This is a genomic window from Propionibacterium sp. oral taxon 192 str. F0372 (genome assembly GCF_000413315.1).
In the GTDB taxonomy this organism is placed as follows: domain Bacteria; phylum Actinomycetota; class Actinomycetes; order Propionibacteriales; family Propionibacteriaceae; genus Brooklawnia.
Genome location: NZ_KE340297.1, coordinates 1483416 through 1509595, shown reverse-complemented (window position 1 = coordinate 1509595; position 26180 = coordinate 1483416). Strand labels below are relative to the sequence as shown.

Annotated in this window: 22 protein-coding genes and 1 pseudogene; 9 read left to right on the top strand and 14 right to left on the bottom strand. The window is 60.2% G+C overall.

Features of this window, described 5'->3' with window-relative positions; genetic code table 11:
- Positions 1-51 precede the first annotated feature (51 nt).
- The 4 genes and pseudogenes from HMPREF1531_RS07025 to HMPREF1531_RS07005 all read right to left on the bottom strand — a co-directional run bounded on the left by HMPREF1531_RS07025 (position 52) and on the right by HMPREF1531_RS07005 (position 4883).
- The gene (locus tag HMPREF1531_RS07025; RefSeq protein ID WP_016669241.1) at positions 52-612 is read right to left on the bottom strand and encodes an NUDIX hydrolase; all 561 of its coding nucleotides are present in this window, start codon (positions 610-612) and stop codon (positions 52-54) included.
- A gap of 149 nt (positions 613-761) precedes the next feature.
- Positions 762-3014, bottom strand: a complete 2253-nt coding sequence (gene purL / locus HMPREF1531_RS07020) for a phosphoribosylformylglycinamidine synthase subunit PurL (protein WP_036897442.1) — start codon at positions 3012-3014, stop codon at positions 762-764.
- Positions 3015-3088: 74 nt separating this feature from the next.
- On the bottom strand, positions 3089-3763 hold the full coding sequence (gene purQ / locus HMPREF1531_RS07015) for a phosphoribosylformylglycinamidine synthase subunit PurQ (protein WP_016669239.1): 675 nt from the start codon (positions 3761-3763) through the stop codon (positions 3089-3091).
- A pseudogene (locus HMPREF1531_RS07005) lies at positions 3760-4883 on the bottom strand (phosphoribosylaminoimidazolesuccinocarboxamide synthase). The gene purQ and the pseudogene HMPREF1531_RS07005 overlap by 4 nt, the downstream one beginning before the upstream one ends.
- Before the next feature lie 136 nt (positions 4884-5019).
- Between HMPREF1531_RS07005 and HMPREF1531_RS07000 the strand changes: the two are divergent.
- Positions 5020-6048, top strand: a complete 1029-nt coding sequence (locus tag HMPREF1531_RS07000; protein WP_016669236.1) for a DUF2207 family protein — start codon at positions 5020-5022, stop codon at positions 6046-6048.
- Positions 6049-6205: 157 nt separating this feature from the next.
- Here the strand turns inward: HMPREF1531_RS07000 and purB are convergent, their stop codons facing one another.
- Together purB and purD are read right to left on the bottom strand one after the other, a co-directional pair.
- Positions 6206-7639 (bottom strand): adenylosuccinate lyase, encoded by a 1434-nt coding sequence (purB, locus tag HMPREF1531_RS06995; protein WP_016669235.1) that lies wholly within the window; start codon positions 7637-7639, stop codon positions 6206-6208.
- A gap of 48 nt (positions 7640-7687) precedes the next feature.
- Positions 7688-8932, bottom strand: coding sequence for a phosphoribosylamine--glycine ligase (purD, locus tag HMPREF1531_RS06990; RefSeq protein ID WP_036897438.1), 1245 nt, complete (start codon positions 8930-8932; stop codon positions 7688-7690).
- Between the two features lie 248 nt (positions 8933-9180).
- On the opposite strand from purD, the gene HMPREF1531_RS06985 reads away from it, so the two are divergent.
- The 4 genes from HMPREF1531_RS06985 to HMPREF1531_RS06970 all read left to right on the top strand — a co-directional run bounded on the left by HMPREF1531_RS06985 (position 9181) and on the right by HMPREF1531_RS06970 (position 13362).
- Complete coding sequence (locus tag HMPREF1531_RS06985; protein ID WP_016669233.1) at positions 9181-11394, top strand: MMPL family transporter; 2214 nt, start codon at positions 9181-9183, stop codon at positions 11392-11394.
- A gap of 102 nt (positions 11395-11496) precedes the next feature.
- On the top strand, positions 11497-11886 hold the full coding sequence (locus HMPREF1531_RS06980) for a GntR family transcriptional regulator (protein ID WP_016669232.1): 390 nt from the start codon (positions 11497-11499) through the stop codon (positions 11884-11886).
- Positions 11883-12710 (top strand): ABC transporter ATP-binding protein, encoded by an 828-nt coding sequence (locus HMPREF1531_RS06975; protein WP_016669231.1) that lies wholly within the window; start codon positions 11883-11885, stop codon positions 12708-12710. The genes HMPREF1531_RS06980 and HMPREF1531_RS06975 overlap by 4 nt, the downstream gene beginning before the upstream one ends.
- Entirely contained in the window at positions 12703-13362 is a 660-nt protein-coding gene (locus HMPREF1531_RS06970) for an ABC-2 transporter permease (protein ID WP_016669230.1), read from the top strand. Before HMPREF1531_RS06975 ends, HMPREF1531_RS06970 begins: the two co-directional genes overlap by 8 nt.
- Before the next feature lie 114 nt (positions 13363-13476).
- On the opposite strand, the gene HMPREF1531_RS06965 is transcribed toward HMPREF1531_RS06970, so the two are convergent.
- Positions 13477-14760 (bottom strand): adenylosuccinate synthase, encoded by a 1284-nt coding sequence (locus HMPREF1531_RS06965; protein WP_016669229.1) that lies wholly within the window; start codon positions 14758-14760, stop codon positions 13477-13479.
- Positions 14761-15066: 306 nt separating this feature from the next.
- Between HMPREF1531_RS06965 and HMPREF1531_RS06960 the strand changes: the two genes are divergently transcribed.
- The 4 genes from HMPREF1531_RS06960 to HMPREF1531_RS06945 all read left to right on the top strand — a co-directional run bounded on the left by HMPREF1531_RS06960 (position 15067) and on the right by HMPREF1531_RS06945 (position 18931).
- Entirely contained in the window at positions 15067-15672 is a 606-nt protein-coding gene (locus tag HMPREF1531_RS06960; RefSeq protein ID WP_016669228.1) for a rhomboid family intramembrane serine protease, read from the top strand.
- 345 nt (positions 15673-16017) lie between these two features.
- Positions 16018-16575, top strand: coding sequence for a hypothetical protein (locus tag HMPREF1531_RS06955; protein WP_016669227.1), 558 nt, complete (start codon positions 16018-16020; stop codon positions 16573-16575).
- Positions 16576-16582: 7 nt separating this feature from the next.
- The gene (locus tag HMPREF1531_RS06950) at positions 16583-17866 is read left to right on the top strand and encodes a hypothetical protein (protein WP_016669226.1); all 1284 of its coding nucleotides are present in this window, start codon (positions 16583-16585) and stop codon (positions 17864-17866) included.
- A gap of 885 nt (positions 17867-18751) precedes the next feature.
- Entirely contained in the window at positions 18752-18931 is a 180-nt protein-coding gene (locus HMPREF1531_RS06945; RefSeq protein WP_156860211.1) for a hypothetical protein, read from the top strand.
- A gap of 267 nt (positions 18932-19198) precedes the next feature.
- Here HMPREF1531_RS06945 and HMPREF1531_RS06940 read toward each other — a convergent pair whose 3' ends face one another.
- The 7 genes from HMPREF1531_RS06940 to HMPREF1531_RS06915 form a co-directional block, all read right to left on the bottom strand.
- Positions 19199-20095: a hypothetical protein gene (locus HMPREF1531_RS06940; RefSeq protein ID WP_156860210.1), complete on the bottom strand. Its 897-nt coding sequence runs from the start codon at positions 20093-20095 to the stop codon at positions 19199-19201.
- 154 nt (positions 20096-20249) lie between these two features.
- Complete coding sequence (locus HMPREF1531_RS06935; protein ID WP_016669223.1) at positions 20250-21224, bottom strand: hypothetical protein; 975 nt, start codon at positions 21222-21224, stop codon at positions 20250-20252.
- A complete protein-coding gene (locus tag HMPREF1531_RS13655) occupies positions 21224-22384 on the bottom strand; it encodes a hypothetical protein (protein ID WP_016669222.1) in 1161 nt (386 codons plus the stop codon). The genes HMPREF1531_RS06935 and HMPREF1531_RS13655 overlap by 1 nt, the downstream gene beginning before the upstream one ends.
- 247 nt (positions 22385-22631) lie before the next feature.
- Positions 22632-23417 (bottom strand): hypothetical protein, encoded by a 786-nt coding sequence (locus HMPREF1531_RS06930; RefSeq protein ID WP_036897426.1) that lies wholly within the window; start codon positions 23415-23417, stop codon positions 22632-22634.
- A gap of 124 nt (positions 23418-23541) precedes the next feature.
- On the bottom strand, positions 23542-24366 hold the full coding sequence (gene nadE / locus HMPREF1531_RS06925; protein WP_016669220.1) for an ammonia-dependent NAD(+) synthetase: 825 nt from the start codon (positions 24364-24366) through the stop codon (positions 23542-23544).
- A gap of 48 nt (positions 24367-24414) precedes the next feature.
- Positions 24415-25341 (bottom strand): sensor histidine kinase, encoded by a 927-nt coding sequence (locus HMPREF1531_RS06920; protein WP_016669219.1) that lies wholly within the window; start codon positions 25339-25341, stop codon positions 24415-24417.
- A 4-nt stretch (positions 25342-25345) separates the two neighbouring features.
- Positions 25346-26179, bottom strand: coding sequence for an ABC transporter permease (locus tag HMPREF1531_RS06915; protein WP_016669218.1), 834 nt, complete (start codon positions 26177-26179; stop codon positions 25346-25348).
- Position 26180 lies beyond the last annotated feature (1 nt).

Below are 26180 nucleotides of genomic sequence, written 5' to 3'. Positions count from 1 at the left end.
CAGACGGCTGGTGTTCTGATTTCCCGATTCTGGGATCGAACCGAGCCTGCCTCAGCTGTGGGGTTCGAGCGGCACGGTAGATTCCTCCGGGTGCCCGAGATCGATATCGCTGCTGCCGTCGGCGACCATGAGGTCGGCGATCTCGGCTGGCCACACCACCATCCGGGTGGTCTGCCCTACGTCGGCCCAAACAAACTCGCCGAGGGTGATCTTCTCGTCGGGGGTGAACCCGGAGGTGTCGGGGATGAAGGGCGTATCCAAGTCGAGAGCGTAGAAGTCCTCGTACTGCACCAGCACCTGATCGGAGTAGCCGTGGGTCACCACACGGTGGGCGATCGGGCCCAGCAGTTCCCCTGGCGCGACGTGCAGCCCAGTCTCCTCCGCCAGTTCACGCACTGCCGCCTGGCGGCTCGTCTCCCCCGGATCCCAGCCGCCACCGGGCGTGACATACCAACGGCTCCCGGGTTTACCCGGATCACTGTCGGCAACCAGTAGCACCCGGCCACCACTTCGGACGATGATGCGTGAAGCGTTACGGCGCCGTACTGGGCGCCGGGTGGGATCGACTGGGACCATCGAGCGCTTGGCAGCTCCGCCGGGAACAAGGGCCATGCCATCAATTGTGGCTCATGACAATCCGCTGGTCCGTGACAGCACACTCGGCGGGGCGCGGAAGCACCGACGACCTTCGCGATGCCCGGCCCCGGAACTGCCCGGACGTGACAGCCCCCAAGCCCATCTGGAACACCGTTCGGTGAATGTCAAGACATAGCTGCCGGGATCGTCGCCTGCCACACGGAGCGGATCTGTTCGACCGGCAACTTGAACTGGCCTTCGACGACCAGCTCCGGTTCCTGGTTCACCTCACCCAGCCGATGACAGGGCACGTCATGTTCCGCGCACAGGGCCTCGAATTGTTCTGCCCTCTCGAAACGCACGCTGGCCACCACACGGGCTGGGGTCTCGGAGAACAGCGCCACCGTCGGGTCGCCCTCAGGTAACCGGACAGTGACCCCAAGGCCGTGACGCAGGCAGGATTCGGTGAGGGCGATCGCCAGGCCGCCCTCGGACAGGTCGTGGGCACTGCTCACCAGTTCCTGCCTGGCCGCCTGCTGCATGACAGCGGCCAGTTTTTTCTCCGCATCCAGGTTCGGCACCGGCGGGATGCCACCGAGGTGGGAGTGGATGGTTTCGGCCCAGGCGGAGCCGCCGAGCTCCTGTTTCGTCTCGCCTATCAGGTACACGACATCACCTGGGGTGCGGAATCCGGTCCGCACCCGCAACCGCACGTCGTCAATCACCCCGAGCACCCCGATCTGCGGTGTGGGCATGATGTTCATCCCGCCGGTCTGGTTGTAGAAAGAAACATTGCCGCCGGTGACCGGAATACCCAGGAAAGCACAGGCATCGACCAAACCCTTGATCACCTCGGTGAACTGCCACATCACCTCTGGATCCTCGGGGGAACCGAGATTTAGGCAGTCAGTCACCGCAACTGGCTCGGCGCCGCCCACTGCCACGTTGCGGTACGCCTCGCACAGGGCGAGCTGGGCGCCGTAATAGGGGTTAAGCAGGCAGTAGCGGCCGTTGGCGTCGGTGGACAGGGAGATGCCCAGGTTGGAAATCTCATCAATGCGCAGCATCCCGGAATCTTCGGGCTGGGCCAACACCGAATTGCCCCGCACAAAACGATCGTACTGATCAGTCACCCAGGAGCGATCGCACAGATTCGGCGAACCTACGATGGCGAGCACCTGGTCGGCCAGCTCGCCCCCCGCCCCTGCCCGCGGCAGGTTGTTGTCGTGGTCGGCGTTCAGGGCATCGATCCAGTCGGGGCGGTAGGCCGGACGGTCGTAGGTGGGCCCGTCGTGGGCCACCGAGCGCGGGTCGACGTCAACGATCCGCTGTCCCTTCCAATCGATGAGTAACCGGTCGCCCTTGATGACCTCGCCAATGACGGTTGCCTGCACCTCCCACTTGTTGCAGATCTCCATGAAACGATCGAGGTCCTCGGGGGTGCAGATCGCCATCATGCGTTCCTGTGACTCCGACATGAGGATCTCCTCGGCAGTCATCGTATTGTCGCGCAGCGGAACCAGGTCAAGGGTGACATGCATGCCACCATCGCCCGCCGACGCCAGCTCGGAAGTCGCGCAGGAGATTCCGGCCGCTCCGAGATCCTGCAAGGCGATGACCACTCCGGCGGCAAACAACTCCAAAGTGCATTCGATGAGCAGCTTCTCCATGAATGGGTCGCCGACCTGCACCGCAGGACGCTTCGATTCCTTGGTGTCGTCGAAGGTCTCGGAGGCCAGCACGGAGGCGCCACCAATACCGTCGGCACCGGTGGATGCCCCGTAGAGGACGACCTTGTTGCCCGCCCCTATCGCCTTAGCGAATTTCAGGTCCTCGTGCCGCATCACGCCTACAGACAGCGCATTGACCAGTGGATTCCCCGCGTAGCACTGATCGAAGTAGAGCTCACCACCGATATTGGGCAGCCCGAGACAATTCCCATAGAAGCCCACTCCGGAAACCACGCCGGGCAGCACCCGTGCGGTATCCGGGGCGTCGAGGGGACCGAATCTCAATCCATCCATGACCGCGATCGGGCGGGCACCCATCGCGAGGATGTCGCGCACGATCCCACCCACCCCCGTCGCCGCGCCTTGGTGGGGTTCAACGAAAGAAGGATGGTTGTGCGACTCCGATTTGAAGGTGATTGCATATCCGTGGCCGATGTCCACCGCCCCAGCGTTGTCACCGATCCCAGCAAGCAGCGGCCCGCGCGGGGTGACCTGATCCAGGGCAGCGAACCGCTTGAGGTGGATCTTGGAGGATTTATAAGAACAGTGTTCTGACCACATCACCGAGTACATGGCGAGTTCCCCGCCAGTCGGGCGACGACCCAGGAGTTGGCGAATCCGGAGGTACTCGTCTTCTTTCAGCCCTAAGGCAGCCCACGGCTGGTCCTGATCGGGAGTACGACGGGCATCTTGAACAGTGTCAACCACCCAACAAATCTAACCCACCGGTGATGATTCAAGCCGCATTGGCCGCGACTTGGCGCCTGTGCCCCCAGAGCGGTTCAGGCGGTAGCGACGAGGAAGTGCTGAACCGAGGTGAAGAAAACCAATCCATCGCGACTCTCTCCAGTCAACATCTCCACCGAGTGCTCCGGGTGGGGCATGAGCCCCACGACATTACCGCGCTCATTGGTGATTCCGGCGATGTCATTGAGCGAACCATTGGGATTGCCCACGTAGCGGAAGACCACTTGATTGTTCTCCTCCAGCTTGTGCAAGGTGTCGGGATCGGCCCGGAAATTACCCTCACCGTTTTTGAGGACGATGATGATCTCCTGACCCTCCGCGAAATCACAGGTCCATGTGGTGTCATTCGACTCGACCCGCAGCCTTTGGTGGCGGCAGATGAATTTGCGTCCCTCGTTGCGGATCATCGCCCCTTCGAGTAGATGGGATTCGCACAACACTTGGAATCCGTTACATATGCCCAGCACCGGCATCCCAGCACCCGCAGCCGTGATGACCTCGCCCATGATCGGAGCAAAACGCGCAATCGCACCGCACCGCAGGTAATCACCGTAGGAGAATCCGCCGGGAAGGATGATCGCATCAACCCCGTTGAGGGAATCCGATGCATGCCATAGGGGTACAGGATCAGCCCCGGCGAGCTTCACTGCGCGCAGCGCGTCGTGATCATCCAAGGTGCCGGGGAAGGTGACGACTCCGATGCGGCTCACTGCTTTTCCACCCGCACGTCGAAAGTCTCGATGACGGTGTTGCACAGCAACTTCTCGGCGGCCTCACGAATCTCGGCCATCCGTTCGTCGGTGAGGTCACCGTTGACGGTTATTTCGAACCGGCGGCCCTGGCGTACTTCAAGGCCTTGGTATCCCAGACGGTGCAATGAACTGGTCACGGCCTTGCCCTGAGGATCGAGGATCTCGGGTTTGGGCATCACATCAACGACGACAAGGGTCATGACCCGATCTTACCTTCCAGATCTGTTCCTGTGAGAGTCCGAAATGCCTCGGCATAACGGGCCCGGGTGACCTCGACGATCTCCGCGGGTAGGGGCGGAGGCGGGGCATCGCTACTGCGGTCCCAGCCGGAATCATTGACCAGCCAGTCGCGAAGGTACTGCTTGTCATAGGAATGCAGCCTGCCTTGTTCCCAGTCGGCTATATCCCAGAACCGTGAGGAATCCGGGGTCAAAACCTCGTCGCCCAGTATGACGGTACCGTCGGTGGGGCGTACACCGAACTCGAATTTGGTATCGGCGAGGATGATGCCACGTTCCCGGGCGATCTGTTCGGCCCTATGGTAGAGGGCTAGAGATAGGTCGCGGATGGATTCGGCGAGCCGGTCTCCGACCATCTCAACCATTTCACGGTACGTGATGTTCTCATCGTGTGCCCCAGCGACCGCCTTGCGTGCTGGGGTGAAGACCGGCTCGGGCAGTCGCGATCCGTCGTGCAGACCTTCGGGGAGAGTGATCCCGGTCACGCTTCTGGTTTGCTGGTACTCGGCCCAGCCCGAACCTGTGAGATATCCGCGAACGACGGCCTCAATGGGCACCATGTCAAGGCGCTCAACCTCCAGGGCCCTCCCGGCAACCAGGGCGGGCACTTGGGTGGATAACATGTGATTGCCGACGATGCCGCTCAACTGCTCGAACCACCATATCGATAGTTGGGTGAGCACTATGCCCTTGCCCAGGATGCGTGGTGACAAGACGACGTCGTAAGCCGAGATGTTGTCGGTGGCGACCATCAAGGCGCGGCGCTCGTCGAGTTCGTACAGTTCACGCACCTTGCCGGCATGGAGCAGGGGAAGGCCAAGTTCTGCGTACTGGGGCACGCTGGAATTCTAAGTCGTCGCACACCCCAAGGCAGTTCCGGACACGAGAACATCTCCCCGGGATCGGCAACCCGTCGGCGAACAGCCCGGAAATGTTACGTGCACCCCCTAAAATCCTTCCAATGAGGAGGTTGCCATGCGCATCGAGACAGTGACGCTGCTCGTCGGTCTCGTCGCACTCGTCACGACGTTGGTCACCGCATTCATGTCCCGGCGCACTCCACCGCCGGTACCGGAGCTCTCCCGATGGCGGGCCGGTGACGGCACACTGCCTCCCCCACCCGACCAGACCCCGGCCTCGGTGCATGCCCTCACAGTGGGCGAAGTAACAAGCCATGACATCAGGCTTTCGCTGCTTGATCTGGCGAGTCGCGGATATCTGCACATCGACATGACATCGGGGCCGAAATCCGACGGTTGGTCGCTGCGGCGCACCGATAAGCAGCTGTCCAGCGCCCTCCACGATCATGAGTGGTTCTTGCTGTCGGGTCCTTTTTCTGATGCTCTGGGAAATCCGCGCACCTGCACCTGGGCAGAGCTCCGTGATGATTCGGGGCGCCCGATTCACCAGGCCCAACGGCTGCTCACCGAGGAAATGCGACGTCGTCGTTGGATACCCGACGAGAAAGATGCCCGCCACTCTGTGTGGGCATGGACCGGTTCGGTGGTGCTGCTGTTGGGCATCGTCACCACTGGCTATATGCTCGTCGACTGGCTAGCTACAAGCCACTTCAACGGTGTTCTCGGAGGTGCAGCGCTGACCACAGCAGGGGTGGTGCTGGTTTCCCGCGGCCGCCGTCACGCCCCACTGGATGCCGACGGGTTGGCCGCCCAACAAGCCTGCCTCATCTGGCGCGACCAATTGCGCACCGAGAACCTGAACGACACCCCCATCAATAAACTCGCCGACGTCTTCGGCAGGAAACTCGTGTGGCAGCTCGCCTACGACGATCATGCCGGCCTGGTGGCCGGAGTAGACGCGGAACTGGTGCGGGCCGAGCGGTGGTCCCAGCGAGTTTCGGTGGTACCCCGCTGGCTCACCGCCACCGAGGGCACGACTCCATCCGAGCTCGTCGACCAGTTGGTGGATTTCCTGGCGGGCTCGCGACACCAGCCGCTGGGTGAGCGCAAGCGGTTCCCGCGTCCGCGCCGCAAAGGTAAGTGAACAGTAATTTTGCTGCCTAAACCGTTCCTGACATGGGAACTGGATACGCCCGGCACCATCATCCCCCGCCCGCTGCCCCGGTATTCCTAGGTGAATGCCCTGTTTGGAGAGCCCCCACGCGGTATCCGGGACGCCGCGCATTCAAAACACCATGGCCTCAGAGCACCGCGCCGGGATGGTATGCGGCCGCCTGCGGATCGGCGTCGGTGAGCACCCTGATTCGCTCGCACACCCGTTCCACCTGGCGCGCTGCAGCTCCGGTGAGCTCCAGGGGCGCGGAGATCAGCTGGTCCAGTTCCGCGCGGGATAGCCCGAGGCGGGTATCGGCGGCCAGCCGGGTGAACAGGTCATTGGTCGTGGCTCCGCAGTCCCGCATTTCCAGGGCAACCGCGACGGCATTTTCCTTGATGGCCTCGTGAGCGTCCTCTCGCCCGACGCCCTTGCGGACGGCGGCCATCAACACCTTGGTTGTGGTGAGGAAGGGCAAGTAACGGTCGAGCTCGGCAGCGATCACCTGGGGGAAGGCCCCGAAATCCTGCAGCACGGTGAGGAAGGTCTCGAAGAGTCCGTCGAGGGCAAAGAAGGCGCCGGGCAACGCCACCCGGCGCACCACCGAGCAGGAGACATCGCCCTCATTCCACTGGTCGCCGGCGAGCTCACCGACCATCGACAGATAGCCGCGGATGATGACGGCCAGCCCGTTGACCCGTTCGCAGGAGCGGGTGTTCATCTTGTGCGGCATTGCCGAAGACCCCACTTGGCCTTCTTTGAATCCCTCGGTGACCAGCTCGTTCCCGGCCATCAGCCGGATCGAAGTAGCAAGATTTGACGGAGCGGCCGCAGTCTGAGCGAGGGCCGAGAGCACATCGAAATCGAGGGAACGCGGGTAGACCTGACCGGTGGAGTCGAGCACTTTGGCGAAGCCGAGACCACTGGCGATGCGCTGCTCCAAGAGATCGAGCTTGTCGAGATCACCGCCCAGCAGGTCGAGCATGTCCTGAGAGGTGCCCATCGGGCCCTTGACTCCCCGGGCCGGGTAGCGGGCGATGAGTTCGTCGAGCCGTGAATGGGCGACGAGCAGTTCGTCGGCGACGGTGGCGAATCGCTTGCCGAGAGTGGTCACCTGGGCCGCGACATTATGTGAACGCCCGGCGATCGGCTGACCGGCGTAACGAACAGCAAGTTCCCCGAGACGGGCGAGCACGGTAACCACCCGGGAACGCACCAGGCGCATGGATTGCAGCATCTGCATGCCCTCGACGTTCTCGGTGAGGTCACGAGATGTCATGCCCTTGTGGATGTGTTCGTGGCCGGCCAAGGCGTTGAACTCCTCGATGCGTGCCTTCACGTCGTGGCGGGTGATGCGTTCCCGGTCGGCGATGGAGGCCAGATCAATGCGGTCGATGACCTTCTCGTAGTCGGCGATCACCGCATCCGGGGTGTCACCACCGAAATCGACCCCAAGATCACGCTGGGCGGCCAACACGGCCAACCACAGGCGTCGCTCGGCGGCAATCTTGTTCTCGGGCGACCAGATGCCGCGCATGGCAGGCGATGCGTAGCGGGTGGCGAGTACGTCGGGAACGGGCATGGTTCTCCTGAGCTGGGCCGTGTCGCCGAGTGGCGGCGTGTGACGTTGTCAAATCTGTTTCTGGATCGCCTTGCGGGCGATATCGGGGCGGCAGAAGCCGTCCGGGAAGTCAATCGTCTTGATGTGCGCGTAGGCGGCATCGCGGGCGGCGGTGAGATCGTCACCGGTGGCGACGACCACCAGGACCCGTCCCCCAGCGGCCACCAAATGGCCTTCAGTATCAAGGGCGGTTCCTGCGTGGATGACGTGGACCGTCTCGGTATCGGCAGGCAGGGTGATCATCCCACCCTTGCGAGGGGTGCCTGGGTAACCATCTGCGGCCAGCACCACGCAGACCCCGGATCGGTCATCGAAGTCCAGGGCCTCGAAGCGGTCGAGGACCCCAGTCGCCGCTGCGTACAGCACCTGGGCGAGCGGAGTGGTGAGCAGCGGCAGCACTGCCTCGGTTTCGGGGTCACCAAAACGCGCGTTGAATTCCACGACACGAGGGCCTTTGGAGGTGATCGCGAGCCCGACATAGAGCAGGCCAGCGAAAGGAGTGCCGAGTTCCCGCATTCGCGCCAAGGTGGGGTGGACGACCGAGGTCATGACCTCGGCGACGGTGTTCTCGGGGAGCCAGCCAAGCGGCGAATAAGCACCCATGCCGCCGGTGTTGGGGCCCTCGTCGTTCTCCCCCACCCGCTTGAAGTCCTGGGCGGGCTGCAGCGGCAGGGCGTGGATGCCATCGGTGATGACGAACAGGGAGGCCTCGGGGCCGTCGAGGAACTCCTCGACGACGACCCGGTCGCAGCCCAGACCATGAGTCATCGCTGCCTCGCGATCGTCGGTGACGACAACGCCCTTGCCAGCGGCCAGCCCGTCGTGCTTGACGACGTAGGGGGCACCGAAGCTGTCGAAGGCTGCGTCGAGGGATGCTCGGTCGGTACACACGAGTGCCCGGGCGGTGGGCACCCCGGCGTCGGTCATGACCTGCTTGGCAAAGGCCTTGGAACCTTCTAGCTGGGCGGCGGCTGCGGAGGGCCCGAAGCAGGCGATGCCGGCCTCACTCAGGGCGTCGGCGACGCCGGCGACCAGCGGGGCCTCAGGACCGACGACGACCAGGTCGGCGCTCAGATCGCGGGCCAAGGTGGTGACCGCGACTGGGTCGGCGGCATCTACCGGATGGTTGGTGGCGAAGGCCGCGGTTCCGGGGTTGCCGGGCGCGACGTGCACCGCAGCGACGACGGGGTCTGCGGCGATGGCCCGGGCCAAAGCGTGCTCGCGCCCACCAGAACCGAGAACCAGAACGGTCATTGACGAGGGAATCGTGGTGTTCATCGTCAATGAGTCTAAATGCTCACACCCCTTCGGTGCGCCTTCGAGCACTCCTTCGGTTCTCCCCAAACCGCGCCAATACACCTCAATTCAGATGAGTGCATCGCAGCAAGGTACTCATTGGCATCGGTGCCGGGCGGCGGATGTGGCGAGATCGGTTCGCCCGCTTCATTCCTGCCACGTTCATCCCGGCCCGCACCTGGTCTCTGACCTAGAATTGATCAATCATGAGCACCCCGAATTCCACAACAGAACCGGCGTCGTTGCAGCACCACCCCAGCACAGGTACACGATGGCTGCGCGTCGCTCTGCCCGCCCTGATCATCATCATCTGGCTTGTCGGAACGGGAATTGGTGGTCCTTACTTCGGCAGAGTCGAGGAAGTTTCCTCGAATAATCAAGCCGCTTACCTGCCCGAATCAGCCGACGCCACCCGCGTGCAGGAACAGCTGGGGCAATTCCGCGATTCCACATCAATACCGGCTGTGGTCGTCATCGTCGGCGAAGAGCGGCTCACGCGCGATGAGATCGAGAAAACACGTGCCGCGGCATCGACCCTGTCCGAGATCGATGGCGTCGGTGATGGTATGTCGCCGCTCATCGCATCCGAAGATGGCCGGGCACTTGAAATGTTCATCCCCATCGATGCGGATGCAGAAATCGAGGAAGTGGTTGTGAAGATCGGCGACCATCTCCGCAACGATGCCCCACAAACACTCACCATCCACGTGACCGGTCCGGCAGGGCTCAGTGCCGATCTCATCAAGGCATTCTCGGGAGTTGACGGTTTACTGCTTGCCGTGGCGCTCATCGCCGTCTTCGCCATCCTCATCATCGTCCATCGTTCTGTGTTGCTGCCCGTTGTGGTGCTCGCAACGGGTATTTTTGCGCTCACCGTCACCCTGCTGACCGTGTGGTGGCTTGCTAAGGCTGGAGTGCTGCTGCTCAGCGGGCAGACTCGGGGGATTCTGTTCATCCTCGTCATCGGCGCCGCAACTGACTACTCCTTGCTCTACGTCGCCCGCTACCGTGAAGCGCTGCGCATCAAGCCGGACACATGGCACGCCAGCAGAATTGCACTCCGCGCAGCAGTTGAACCCATCCTCGCCTCCGGCGGAACGGTCATCGCCGGGTTACTGTGCCTGCTGCTCAGTGATCTGAAGTCGAACAGCGGACTCGGCCCGGTCGCTTCCATCGGAATCATGTTTGCCATGCTTTCTGCGCTGACCCTCCTCCCCGCGGTTCTTCTTCTCTTTGGCCGAGCAGCGTTCTGGCCCAGATTCCCCCACCACGAACCAGACGTCGCAGCCGCGGAGCACGAGCTGCCCACCCCAGGGGTCTGGGGAAAAGTGAGTTCCCTCATCCGTCGGCGCCCACGCCAGGTGTGGATCACCACTGCGATCCTGCTCGGCATCGGTGCGCTTGGGGTCGCCCAGCTCCAAGCCGACGGGGTTGCCCAATCCGATCTGGTACTCACCGCATCTCAGGCACGCGATGGGCAAAAAGCCCTCAAGGAACATTTCCCCGGTGGATCGGGCAGCCCGCTTTATGTGCTCACCGAGGAGAACACCCTTCAACAAACAGCGAATACCGTGCTGAGCAACCCGGGCATTGATAGCGTCTCGGTCCTCAGCCGAGACAGCGTCTCCGGATCGCTTCCGGTGACCACAGAAGGTATTGGTACCGCAGGGCCTCCCGGAACCTCGGCACCAGCCCCCACCGTTGTTGACGGCAAGGTCATGCTCCAGGCCACACTGTCTGACGTCGCAGACTCGAAAGCAGCAGAAGAAACCGTGCGTGATCTACGAGCCACTTTCGAGCAGAGCGAGACCGGGGCCCTGATCGGTGGTGTCACTGCCACCGCGATCGACACCAAGGACGCGTCCATCCATGACCGCACTTTGATCATTCCCATCGTGCTCGGGGTGATCTTGCTGATCCTGGCTATGCTGCTGCGATCGCTTTTGGCACCGGTTCTGCTCATCGGCACCACCGTGCTGTCATTTGGAACAGCCTTGGGCGTTTCTGCTTTCGTGTTCAATAACATTCTCGATCTGCCCGGCGCAGACCCTGCCGTGCCCCTCTACGGATTCGTTTTCCTCGTTGCACTGGGTATCGACTACAACATCTTCCTCGCCACCCGGGTGCGTGAAGAGTCCTTCCTGCACGGCACGCGGGAAGGAGTACTCCGGGGGCTTGCCGTCACCGGCGGGGTCATCACATCTGCTGGACTCGTGCTCACCGCCACCTTTTCGGCGCTGGCAGTTATCCCGATCCTCTTCCTCCTCCAGCTTGCCTTCATCGTGGCTTTCGGCGTCCTGCTCGACACCTTTCTCGTCCGTGCCCTGCTCGTACCCGCACTTCTCCATGACATCGGTCCCATGATCTGGTGGCCATCACGGCTCAGGCACGACCCACGCAACGGCGCTACAGCATCATGAGGAACCCGCCGCACGGCTGAATGGCATTCCGCAACTTCGTGCACACCTGTTGCCTACACCGCACCTACTGTATATAGTGTCCATATACAGAAAGGAGGCATCGTGGTGTCCGGGATCGTCATCACCAACACCGCAGGAATCCCGATCTACGAGCAGATCAAGCAGCAGATCAAAGACGCCATCTTGTCGGGTGAGCTCGTCAATGATGAGGCCCTCCCCTCGATCCGGGCACTGGCCAAAGACCTGCGGGTGAGCGTCATCACCACCACACGCGCCTATGCAGATCTCGTCGCGGAGGGTTTCGTGGCAAACGTGCCGGGCAAGGGATATTTCGTCCTTCCCCGAGACAGCAGCTTGGTCCGCGAGCAGGTGCTGCGGGAGATAGAAGATCATCTCACCACCGCAGCCCTTCGCGCCGAGATCCTCCACCTCACCCCCGGTGAACTGCACCAGATGCTCGACATCTGCTTGGACACGCAGGAGAAATCATGAATCCCATCACCATTGATCATCTTACGAAGCGCTACGCGGGATTCACCCTTGACGACGTCAGTCTGACCATCCCCACCGGCTATATCACTGGTTTCGTCGGCGCAAATGGCGCGGGCAAGACGACCACCATCAAAGCTGCCCTGGGGATGGTCCGCCCCGATTCCGGAAGCGTCACTACATGGGACAAGGCACGGATCGGCGTCGTCTTAGACACCCCGCCGTTCAACCCGCAGTGGCGCATCGGCGACATGATCAAGGCCTTGGCCGCCTTCTACCCGGTGTGGTCTGGTGACGTGCTCGCCGAGCAATTGGACCGTGGCGGCATCCGCGCAGACCACATGGTGAAAGACCTCAGCCGTGGCATGGGCATGCGCCTGCAGATGGGCTTGGCTCTGGCCCACGCCCCAGATCTGCTCATCCTCGACGAACCAACCAGCGGCCTAGATCCGCTGGGACGCAGCGAATTGCGTGATGACCTGGCGGAGTTCATCACCGATGAGCGGCACGCAGTGTGGTTCTCGACACATATCACCAGCGATCTCGAACGGCTCGCCGACAATTTGGTGATTATCTCCCGTGGCCAGATCATCGCCGATGGCCCGCTAGACGAGGTGAGAGCGGGATTTGTCAAGGCCCAGGGCACTCCCGATCAACTGACCAGTCACCTGCGTCGCATCGCTCACGGTCTGGTGGAAACCGCAGTCGGTTGGGAGGCGCTGGTTGCCGGCAGCGATGCGACACAGCTGTCAGCTTCCATCGTTTGTTCCGAGCCAACGATCGAGGAGATCGTCGTGGCCGTCGCAAAGGAGGCACATCATGACTAACCGCAGGCCGTCACTGATCAGGGCCCAGATGGGCCTGGATCTGCTGATCTACCGGCGTAGCCTGGCCTCAACCATGATCATCGGAGTGATCGTGCCCTTGCTCCTAGCGATGGCAACGCACGAGCTGGCCGTTGCGATACCGATGGTCATCGGGGTTGGTTCCGTGTTCGCCATCACCGCATTCGGTCAAGACGAAGTCTCGAACCTCAACCGGCTGTATGAATCACTTCCGATCACTCGGCGTCAATTCATCACCGCCCGGTACGCCCTGCTGAGCTGCTGGTTGGCGGTAAGCTGTCTCTTCCTGTTGCTGCTGACCGCCCTCACCAGGCCAAGCTCACCTCAGATGTGGGCGATACCACTGCTCAGCACGGCCATCCTGACGCTGGTCAATGCCACACTGGTACCGCTCATCGTGAGATTTGGCGCCCGTCGCTCGACATGGGTGCTGTTCGGTCTTGCCGGGGTCACGGGTGCGCTCGTCTTCAGCGTGGGGAATTTTCTCATTGGCCAAGACGATCTTGCCAATCTGTTCACCAGCACGTGGCAGATGATCTGGCTGCCGACTGCTCTCCTCGCTGTCACCGCGATGATCGCTCTGGGAGTTTCTTGGCACATTACCCAACGCCTCCATGCTGCGAAGGATTTCTAATCCGCCGGTTTCACCCTGCTGGGCCCGTCAGCTCACATCTACGACGGGCCCAGCGGCATGCATGACCGGGAGACGGCACAATTTCCTTTGCCGGGCTCACCGGATTCGCCTGCGTCACACCAAGTCGTTGATCAGCACTACTTGGTCGCGTGCCGGGCCCACCCCGATACCCGAGATACGGCAGCCGATGAGCTCTTCCAAGCGTTTTACGTAGTCCCGGCAGTTGACGGGCAGATCAGCGAAACTGCGGGCCGCGGAGATATCTTCACTCCACCCGGGCAGGTATTCGTAGACCGGTGTGGCGATGGCCAGCTGTGATTGGGTCATCGGGAATACCTCGGAGCGTTCCCCGTTGATGTCGTAGCCCACGCACACCGGGATCTTCTCCCAGCCGGACAAGATGTCAAGCTTGGTGAGGAAGATGTCGGTGCAGCCGTTGACCGTGGCGGCTACCTCGACGACGGGAGCGTCGAACCATCCGCAGCGGCGTGGACGGCCGGTGGTGGCGCCGTATTCGCCCCCCTCGGTGCGCAACCGCTCCCCATCGGCGTCGAACAGCTCGGTCGGGAAGGGGCCCTCCCCCACGCGGGTGGTGTATGCCTTGGCGATGCCGATGACCCGGTCGATGCGGGTGGGCCCAACACCGGTTCCGGTGCAGGCACCACCGGCGGTCGGGTTCGAGGATGTGACATAGGGGTAGGTGCCGTGGTCGATGTCGAGATGATGGGCCTGGGCGCCCTCGAAGAGCACCACCTTGCCCTCGTCTAGGGCGTCGTTGAGCACCCGGGCCGCATCGACGACATGAGGACGAATGCGTTCGGCGTAGCCGAGCAGCTGTTCCACGATCTGCTCGGCCTCAATCTCGCGGCGGTTGTAGAGCTTCACGAGCAGTTGGTTTTTCTGTTCCAAAGATGCGGCGACCTTCTCACGCAGCAGATCGGCATCTAGCAGGTCGGCCACGCGCAAACCGATGCGGTTGATCTTGTCGGAATAGGTGGGACCGATGCCACGACCGGTGGTGCCGATGCGTTTTTTCCCTGCGAATCGCTCGGTGACCTTGTCGAGGGTTTGGTGGTAAGGGGCAATGATGTGCGCATTGGCAGAGATCAGCGGATGATCGACGACGGTGCCACGGGTGGCCAACCCGTCGAGCTCGTGGTAGAGCACCTCCAAGTCGATGACCACACCGTTGCCGATGACCGTGGTGGCGGTCTTGCTCAAGACACCGGCGGGCAGCAGATGCATGATGAACTTCTGATCGTTGACCACCACGGTGTGCCCGGCGTTGTTACCGCCGGAATAGCGGACGACGTAATCGACGGATTCACCAAGAGCATCGACGGCCTTGCCCTTGCCCTCGTCACCCCACTGAGTACCGACCACGATGATGCCTGGCATGTCTGCCCCTTCGTCACTGCCGGACCGTTTTGGCCCGGACAACGAGAAAGCCCCCGCACAGTGCAAGGGCTTCTTGCGCCCCAAGTCTATCCCGCAACGGCGCACTGTCCGTATCGTTTCGCGGGCTGACGGGCACCAGCACCATGACCAGCGCCCACCCGGGCCCACAGACGGCCCGGCAGGCCCCAGAATCCGGCCCAAGCTCTGCGGAGTGCTTTGCGAGCCGCGCACCGCTCCACCCCGAGTTGACCCGGGATACCACCGGCGAGGTTTCCGGGTGACACCCGGGCAGGCAATGCTTGGGGTATGTCTAGCACCGTTGAACAGTTCGCCAGGCCCCGGACCGCAGCCATCGTGACTGGGGTCCAGGTGGCCACCATGTGGATCCTTGAATTGATCGACATGCCGCTCCACCAGTCGCTGAACTGGTTCGGTGTGCACTCCTGGCGCTTCGAGATGCTGTGGACGCTATTCACCATGCCATTCGCCCATACGGGGTTTGACCACCTGATCGCGAATTCACTGCCACTGATCGTGCTGGGGTTCTTGGTGGCGCTGGAAGGCATGAAACGCTGGATCACGGTGACTCTCGCGGTAACTATCGGTTCTGGGCTGCTGGCCTTCTTCCTGAATGCCCCCGGAACGCTCACCATCGGTGCTTCGGGGGTCGTCTTCGGTTATTTGGGCTATCTGCTAGCCAGGGGGCTGTTCGCCAGATCGGTCAAGCATATACTGATCATGGCAGGAGTGGGCATCTTCTACGGAGGAATGCTCATGGGTATTCTGCCGACCAACACGGCTGTCTCCTGGCAAGGCCATCTAGGCGGCCTGCTGGCCGGTGGGCTGATTGCCTGGTGGTTGCACTCCGCATCTGTGGACCGGCGAGGCACGACAGGGTTCTCTGTTAAGTAAGGCCTGGTTTTCGGCGCGGCAAGCCCTTGGGCGAGCGGTTCAGCACCTACAGACACCATCCTCACCCGGCTACGATCGCAGTCATCTGATTCTTCTCCTCATCCGGCCTTCGGTGAACCCGTCGTTGACTAGAATTGACCCATGCGCAAAGGAGCGGCAATGAGGCCAACAGCAGTCCTACCGGACAGTTGCTGGTCGGCCTCGCATATTGACCGCTTTGATCGCTGCTTTTCCGGCATGGCCTTTGGTCAGGGGGGCACCCCTCTGGGAACCACGAGAAGGAATCACTGAGAGGTGACGCCTTCTTCTTGTCAGCAGATCAACGAGTGAGGCAAAGGGGTCGAGGTGACGGAGTTCGTTGACGACGAGGAACTCGTCTATGTCGGAGTGGAGGACGCGCGGGTGGTTTCGGTGGTGGTGCGCCCGAATTGGAAGAAGCACTACGATCCGATTGAGCTTGCACGTGTGTTGAATGCCCTATTGGCCAAGGCGACCCCACCCAGTCCACGATACGAACCAGTGTCCGTGCTTCCGGACGGGGAGCGGGTTCCCATGACCCACGAACGGTCGATCCGGTTCTGGGAAGAGTTTCGTACCTGCCAGGAGTTGATGGCCAAACGCCGAGAACGGCTCCTGGCCGGGGATACACAGCTTGGTGCAGTCGCTGAGGTGGAGGAGACCGATCCGCAGCATCATGTGGGGGCTGCATGGGTCAATGGACGATTCGAGTCGATGGGCTTCGATCCCGACTGGGTTGCTCGGGCTACCGCCCGGTCGATCAGCGAGACGACCGCCCACGTGCTATCACGCCATCCGCTGGTGGCCGAGCTGGTTGATGACCCCGAGTGGGATCAGCTCCAAGCTCACCGCGCTGCAATGAAAGCCCTCCGAGCAGGAAAGTGACCACATCATGGAACCCGATGCGATCGTTGAGATGATCAAAGGGGCGTGCGCCGACATGAGAAAAGAAATCGAGGTGCTGGCGACGCAGGCAGAACCGGCCATCAATCACTTGAACTCAGTCATAGGATCTCTCACCGAGTATAGGATAGAGGGCTCTAGACCGGGAGGTTACAATTCTGCGGACGAGCCATATGTCATCTACAGCGAGGCTCCACCACGGTGGTGGGAGAGACTTTTTGGCAGGATCACCTCGGTTACTGAAGTAGAGCATCATCGCAAGGCTGAGGCTTTGGAGATGGCCGAGAAGATGTTCAAGAATGCACAACTTACTGACGAGAATTTCACATTAGACATCCAGTCTATCGTGGACACTCCCGAGAAGGTTGGGAGCATGATCACGGACTGGCTCAAGATAGCTGACGAGTTTAGCAGGAATATTGTAAAAAGAATTCCTTCGGATACCACGTACATTCCCACCAAGGGCGATATGGAGGGCTGGCTGGGTTCCAGCGCGGCCGAAGCTTACCAGGCGACCGTCAGATCACAGGAAGAGGCAGCCAGTACAGCTTCAAAACTAATGCGAGATCTCATGAAGAATTGCGCACGTTTCCTGGAATCGCTGACCGACACACTGGCAAATTTTGCAGAATTAGCCAATGCGCAGAACATTTATTGGGCAGAACGAATACTCGGATTCGTTCCCACAGAGGTCTCTTTCGGACAGATCAAGGACTTCATCGAGGAGTCAGTGAAGTTGGTATATGAGGCAGCAGAATTGATGACGGCAGAGAAAAAGAATTTTGTCATCAGTCTAAACGAGACCATCTCCGCTCTGCTGGATATCGAGGAACTCAACTCTCGGATCATTGAAATGGGTGAGACCGCATCCGATGATGGTTGGCCCGGGGCGGCCACCATGACAGTCATTGAGAACGATGCGACGCCCACGGAAAGGGACCTACGCTACAACGCCCAATACTTCCATGACCACGCGGCCTTCTGGCGAGAGATTTCCGCCGATCTGGCGACACTGAAGAGTAGATCGGAAGCGGTAACTCCCATCGATCGGATGTTCCTGAGGATTCCAACATTCTCGGCTGATCAGTCGGAAGCGCTGAATAACCTCTCCTCCGACATCACCACGAAGGTTCTTGCGAAGGGGGCTACCACGACCGCAGACATCGCCACCAGGCTCGACGATACCATCGTCGCCTACCTGAACACCGAGGCCGAGAACACCGCCATCGCGCATCAGATCTACAAGGAGATCTACGGAACCGAGATGCCCTGACCATAGATATCCCCCATACACCTGGCCCGCTTCGCTTTCGCAAGAAATGGCCGAGGGCTTCACAGGTGCCTGTTCCCTGCTGGTGTGCGCCTGTTGTTGACTAGAATTGGTTCACGCGAAGAAGAATGATGACGAGGCCGGTGGCAGTCGTGGCGGTGGCTTGTCTTATGGCTGTGGCTGGTGGATGTTCCTCCCCCGAGGGATCTTCCTCCACAACGCACAGTTCCACTCCGGACGTGACTGACAAGATGACCGCGCTGCTGGGCCCAATCATCGAACACGAGGGAGGCCGATTCTCAGGCGTGGAGATCTCGCGCTCGACGGGGACCCTTTGGATGACGAATTCCGCTGGCAAGGAAACGACTCAGATCACATTCGGGCCGGATACTCAACTGGAAAATGTCTCCTCACAGCCCAGGCATTATCGTGACCGGCCATCCGTCGACCCCAAAGATTTTGATCTTGACGATTACCTGGCGAAGGTTTCCGAAACCTCGAAGAGCTGCGGCGAGGGACAATACTGGTCGGTAAGTGCAGAAGTAATCAGCTCTACTGCTTCTATAGTTACCCAAAGGTGCGGTATGACTGACCAGGGAAGTAGCTTTCTCAATAGGCAGCCCATTGCTCCGATCACCAATGTATGGTCCTTGGAAGGTCTCACCACAATATGGAATGAGATGCTCACGTTTGCACCAAAAGGATATGTGAGGGATATCGGGATCAAGAACAGCAACGTAACCATACTGTTCGCTACCGAGTATCCCCCCCACCCCCTGCGCAGTTGGCTATTACCGGAGCTGGGGAGACCAAAAGCTACCGGCAGCTCACGTCTTCGACGCCCACTGTACATACAATGCCTCGGCTGTCTCGACGAACAAGGTGAATTTGAATGCATACACCGCAGAAGAAATCTGGGCACGAGCGCAGGAACTCGCTCAGGAGAAGAACATTCACTTCGATGAAGAGACAACACTGTCTCTCTCAACAGACACTAGTGAGCATACTGTTCTTACTCTGATCGAGGCAGACAAAGGGGGCTTCATCTATCTCGACAATCCACAGTGATGTGGTTGGCTGATACCAAAGTTCTCGTACCCGCCTGTGCAGAAGATGATCGGGCAATTACGGTAGGCACGCGCTACATCACGAAGATCGTTACCGCACGAGGGCTGGAGTCGTGAACGCACGTGCGTCTCGACTCCAACCGAGCTGACCAAGCTGCTGCATGGTCAGTCGGCTTTCGCCAAGCCAAAAAGGACTATTCTGGAAAAATCGCATGTACCCGCACAATCAGGACTCTCCCCACACCAGCCATTACGCCCGGGTTCACCATTACTTGATTGGTTCCAGCACGCCATACATATGCTCACGATAATCGAGTTGATCGCCGATGTTCATCGTGCTCACCTTCCAACTCAACTTCCCATCCGGCGTACCAGTAAAAATCAACTCATCAATCGCCGACACCTGAACACCCAACGACCCCAACGACCCCAACGACCCCAACGACCCCAAAATATCAGACACCAAAGAAGGACTAAACCTACTCAAATCAAAAGGAATCGTCGGCTCATCATTCAAAAGCGGAGCATCACACGCACCAACACCCGGCATAGCATTATGTCTGCCTGAGGAGAAAATTCCCATACGGCAATCCGGGTCATCCGGAAACGGGATCGCCGTCACATAGGTAGCCTCCCTCTTCTTCACCCCAGCATTCCACTGCACCAAAGTCCCCGCACCGAAAATATCATTATAGGATTCCATCATCGAAGCAACCTGAGCAGGATCGGTGGGATCAACCTGATCATTGACCGGCTTTCCATCCACCACAAGACTTCCCTCATGATAGTCGAAACTGCTGGAGCAAGTCGTCCACGATGCCGTCTTGCCAGTGGGCATGACCCTCAACCACGCATACCTGGAATCATCACACCCAGGCCGCGGATCATCCTTGGCCGGAACACGAGCAACCAACCCATCAAAATCAATCTGATCAGGAGAAAGATTCGCTTTCGCATGCCACCTCATATCCGCATTACGCTCATCATCGTCATCCACCCGCTCCGAGATCTCCCCATCATAACCAATACTGTATTCAACCTCACGAGCAGACGAATCAACCGTATACACAGACAAAGAATAGCTACTCGACGAATACAAAAAATGATGTACCGAGAAATGCGACACCTCCACCTCTGCAACAGTCGTGATATTCTTCTCGGCCACCAAACGATCCCACATCTCATGCGGATCACTCGACCTCGGGCTACACCCACTCACCAATAACGACAGTCCAAGCCCGAGAAGAACACCACACACCACACCACGCATCACACACTCACGCCCTTCTTCCCGAACCAGACCCGTGGCACATCCACTCTCAAAACAGCGAATCCTTCATATGCTGATCATCCGCACTCACACCAGCATGCCTTTCTTGATCATCCACACCATTATCCTTATCAATCAACCCCAACCCATCAGCATAACCAGCATTCGCATGACGCTGCTCCATCGCCACAACAGCCTCCTTCAACACATCACGCACCCGACGAGCCGAACTCTGCCAATCCAAATCCTCATTCAACAACGCCAACCACACATCCGGCAAACCAACAACCGCATCCCACACAGCCACAGTCCGCATGTAGAAATCACAACCAATAGCACCCGCATCACCCGATCGAGCAACCGCCTCATCAATCTTTTTAGTTCTCACAGCAAGATCACACTTCTTTTCCCACTTAAGCTTTTCCTTCACTGCCTCGAGAGCGGCCTTGATCTTCTCCGCGATCATCGTCTGAAGAAAAGAGGTCGCCTCAATCGCCCACTGATTATGCCGAGCAAGATCCTCCATAAAAAACGCATCATTCGCCCGCTCCACAGCCTTACGCCGATACGACTCAGCAGCCTCACCCTGCCACGAATCAATCGTGATACCCTGAGCACGCACCCCAATATCATGCAACCGATCAGCATGAGCACCCCACTGCTTATGCGGACCATTCATATTCGGCCCCACAAAATACACCGTCTTCAACAACCCATCAAGCCGACTAGTACCACCAAACGGATACGGAAGATTCGTCGTATACTCCTTACCCAGCGCATCCCCCATCGCAGCACACGCACCCCGCTCCAACTCAGCAAACCTCGACTGAGTTCCCTCAGCATCATAACCATCCCAGAAAAACAAAAACCCCTTCATCTTCGACTTCGCATACTCAACCTCAGCCCGATCAAGCTCAATCGCCTGACTCAACGCCCCAGACAACCAAGACAACAACGGATCAAAATCCTCACGCGTATACGCAATCACATCACCATTACGCACCGTCGAAAACGTAACACTCATCACCGGCCCCTTTCTGCAACAGCCGCATTCACAGCCTCAACCTCTTCATAACCAGACGCCGAACCCGACAAATTCGACGACGTACCCGCATACCGCCCCGTCGTATCTGACGCCTCTTTTGTAGCCTTCGCCGACGAAGACCAAAACGCAGTCCGTGGATGATTCACCACACCAAAACCAGGAGTTTTCGTGGAATTCATCGCCGACTTCACCGCCTCCATCTCAGCCGACAAACCATCCCAATGAGCTGACGCCGTTCGCAAATCACCCGACGAACTCTGCCAGGCACCCATCCCACTCGACCGAGTCGTGCCCAGCCCCGAAGAAGAACCCGCCGACGGCACTCCACCCGCCCCAGACACCGACACACCCGACACCCCACCAGAGCCAACACCAGCCCCGGCACTGCCAGCACCAGGCGAAACCGCACCCCCACCACTCACCACAGGAGACATACCAGCACCAGCCACACCGGCCCTGGCACCAGCACCGGTGGGTCCACCACCAAACGACGACCCACCCACATGACTCCACCGACCAGTCCTAGGGTCGTACGCCATCCCGGTGGCGGGATTCACCCACAGCCCGGTCTTCGGGTCATAGCTACCGAACCGCTCACTAAACCCCGGATCCGACGGCGACCACGCCCTGCCCGTCACAGGGTTGATGCCAAACCCCGCATCCGCACCGCTGGAGCCGGCAGCAACCGTCCCCGAACCAACCCCAAAACCCGGATGACCCACACCAGCAGACCCGCCACCAACAGACGGAACCGAACCAGCAGACCCCGAGCCAAGACCCCCAGTCACTCCAGACACACCAGACCCAGCTGATGCACTAGCCCCAGGCCCACCACCAGCACCCACCACCGGCAGCCCACCCGGCGCTGTACTGGCATTCACCCCAACCCCGCCACGGGCCCCAAGCCCACCAGATACCCCAGGGCTAGCAGATGTCCCAGGCCCACCAACCATCGGCGGCATCATCCCACCACGACCACCACCATCACGCTGCTTAGCCTGCTGAGCAGGATTAATGTCCTCCTCCACCAGCTCCAAACGACCCAACTCATCATCGGTATCAGCCGAATACCCTTCAACACCAGACACCGCAGCGCGCATCACAGGCTCCACACCATCAACAGCATCCGAATAAGTCATGATCAATTCCTTAACTCGGGGGCACAACAACAACGAACAACAGCATTCGATACAAACCTGTATCGAATGTGGGGCATCACCCCACGTCACCAGGTGATTTTACACACCCCACCGGGCATCTGGAACCAAAACACCACCACTCATCGGACGAGCGTCCGCGATTCGCCATGAATGGCTAATCAACAAGGTATTTCAGGCACCATGAGGTTCCCTGCTATGCCCACACCGGCCATCCCCACAACAGCGTTCACATCTCGAAACCATTCTTCAAGCTGGCCATCATCGAATCCGTGATCCGGGCATGCTCGCGAAGCAGCAGTTCGCGTTCCCCGTACTCCACATGCGGTGGCTGATACTTGGTACGGGCACGACGATAGGCATGCAACACTGCCCGGGAGATCGCCTTCGGATACACCGAACCAGCAAGCCACTGCGGATCGAACCTCACGCTCACCGGCTGCCCGAAGATCCCCAGCCGCACCACCACCGCCCTGCTCAACGCGGTCCCCTCAGCACACGTCCCGACCCATCGACTCGGCGGCACATCACCCAGGGCCTCCAGCTTGGCATCAAGATCAGCCAACTCCCGGCGTGCCCGGCGAATCGTGTGCCAGCCCGCAGCGCCCTCATATGGGATCACAGGCAACGGCTCCGGGGCAGGGATACGATGCTCCCCGGTGTGCAACATCGCATTCATCGACATGAACGCAGCGTTAAAAGCCGTATCCAACGGCTCATCGGCCAACTTGTGCCGCCAATTCGCCGAGATCCGGACGTCTTTGAGTATCCCCTGCTCATCAGCCCATACCCGCACGATCCGCCGCCCATCCCGGAACCCCTGGGCAGGAGACCAACCCTCATCTTCTATTCCGGGGCCATCCAACGGCTCATCAACCACCTCATCTTCAGTGACCACATCGGCAGGAGAAGCAAGAACATCATCGACCTCGTCCTCGTTGGCCAGATCCTCTTCCTCACCTCCATAATTCGGAGGCGCCAGGAACTCGTCGTCTTCAACCCACGGCTCACTCATGCACTGACCATAAAGGACCAAGAACCCGCCTAGAATGCCCAGCCCCCACGATAGTCCTCACCCAACGATGAATCAGCTGGTCAGGGGCATGAGTCAGTGCCTCCAAAGCCACCTCAAAGGCTGGTCACCGCCACCAGGTATCGCGAATCTCCACCGGTAGGGCACGCTTGTGGCGGCTGCGCAGGTATTTGGTCTCGATCTTCCCGGCCACCTCGCCGGACACCTCCTGGCCCTCCAGGTAGGCATCGATCTGGTCGTAGCTGATGCCCAGCTCGTCCTCGTCGGTGCGCAGCGGTTTGCCGTCCAGCAGGTCGGCGGTCGGCACTTTTGCCCACAGCGGCTCAGGGGCCCCCAGGAATTGCAGCAGCTGTCGGCTCTGCCTCTTGTCAAGCCCGTACAGGGGAAGGATGTCGGCGCCCCCGTCGCCGAATTTGGTGAAGAAACCGGTCACCGACTCGGCTGCGTGATCGGTACCGATGACCAACAGATTGCGCTGCCCAGCGATCGCATACTGGGCGATCATCCTCATCCGCGCCTTCACATTGCCCTTGTTGAAATCGGTGATCTGTTCCCCGCCCAGGGCCCCCTCGAAGGCAGCCTCCATGCCATCGGTGGCGGCCTTGATGTTGAGAGTCATCTCCGTCTTGGCCGCAACGAAATCCATTGCTGCCTGGGCATCTGCTTCGTCGGCCTGTACCCCGTAGGGCAGCCGGACGGCAATGAAATCGGCTTCCTCGCCCCGGGTGGCGAGTTGCTCGACGGCGAGTTGAGCGAGTCTCCCAGCCAAGGTGGAATCGATGCCTCCGGAAATACCCAGCACGAAACCCGAGGTATGGGATGCGTGCAAGTAGTCGATGAGGAACTGCACTCGCCGATCCACCTCGTGGGCCGGGTCGATGGCCGGGGAGACCCCGAGCGACGCGATGATCTGGGCTTGGAGTTCACGCATGCTCCGATCCTATTCACTGCCGGGGCGCGGCAGCAGACCGATCAGGGCTCACGAATGCTGCCAGACCTCCAGCCGCACCTCGATCACGAGTTGCCCCGAATCGGCCCGGGCCTGCACCACACCACCCATCTGCGCCACCAACTCGGCGACGATGGACAACCCCAGCCCGGCATGTGGGCCAGTGCGAGCCTGATCTGCACGGTAGAAACGCTCGAAGAGCTGATCGGCCACCCCTGGTGACAGATCGGCCGGATTAGAGACTGCGAGAATCATTTGCCCACTCTCGGCGCTCAGTTCCACCACAACCTCCCCGGTGGTGTAGGCCAGCGCATTGGCGACTAGGTTGCGCACCACACGTCCCAGCGCCGTCGGCTCGGCACGCACCGCGACCGTCCGCTCCGGCAACCTCACCCGGGGAGTCACTCCCGCCTGTTGGAATGCGGCATAGAAACCGGTCAGCACCTCACCAACCACCGTCGTGGCATCAACCCTGGTCAACTCCAATGAGCGTTCCCCGGAATCCAGGACGCTCAACTCGAAGAAATCATCGACAAGCCTGCCCAGGTCATCCACCCGCCGGGCGACGACCTCCAACCGGTCACCGGCATTGGGTGCGCCGAGACCGTCGCGACGCACCAGTTGCAGAAAACCCCGCACCGCGATGAGCGGGGTCTTTAGGTCGTGGGACAGATTCGCGATCTCCCGGCGTAGTCTGGCTTCGGCAGCCCGGCTGACGGCGACAGCATTGCGTTCGGCATTGATGCAGGTATCGATCTCGGCTGCGAGGGCTTCAAGCTCGTCATCACGCACCACCACCTCCAGCGGCTGGGTGGAGCCCAAGGATCGGTGAGCGGTCAGCTGAGCCCGCACGGAGGCAATCTCCCGACGCAGTGCCGCCCAGCGCCACCCTGCCCAGGCAGCCACTACCCCGGACAGGGCTGCGATGATCCAACCCACCAATCCCACGACTCCCATGGTGTCAGGAAAGTTCCCGACTCCGCAGGTGGATGATGCTCGCAGCCATCAGCACCGGGATCGCCACGCCGCAAAACAGCAGGGCCTGACCGGTGATCTGAGTCTCGGCCCAGGCCCGCCCAATACGGTAGAGATGCCAGACCGGATCGATCGCCAGCAGCGTATTGATCACCTGGGAATCAAGCTCCCGGTTGACGGCCGTGACGATGATCGTGCCGAATGTCAGCACCACCAGCACCGCGAAACCGACCACCCGGGAACGGGTCAGCAGAACGAGCCAGCTAGCCAGCAGCATCAACACCAGCTGCACCAGATAGCTCAATCCGATGAACTTCACCCAGGCAGACCATTGCTCGCCGGTGAGCGAGAAATCCATCTGAGACAAGGTGATGAGCAAGGTCACCAGATTGTGCAGTACCCATAACACTCCGGTGACCAGCACGGCCAAGATCACCTTCGAGACGAACATCAGCGTCTGCGAATTACCTCGGGCGACGGCAAGTTTTGTGGTGCCATTCAGATCATCGGTCGAGGTGATGATCATGCCGGTGATCGAAATCGCGAACAAAGTAATGACGGTGAAACAAGTCGCTGAATACATGATCTCCCAAAAATGTGGGTGAGCTGCATCGACATAGGCGAAACCGACGAATCCGTCGATCAACGGCACCCCATCCTTGGTGTTCCCGGTCGGCCCACCGAAGGAAAACCGGCTATTGCCAGACGTGCAGAACAGGGCAAAAAGACCGATGACGACGGCAAAGACGATGACTGTGATCTGCAGGAAGCGCGACCTCACCAAGCGGTACCAGTCGCAGCGAATGATGTTGGCGAACATA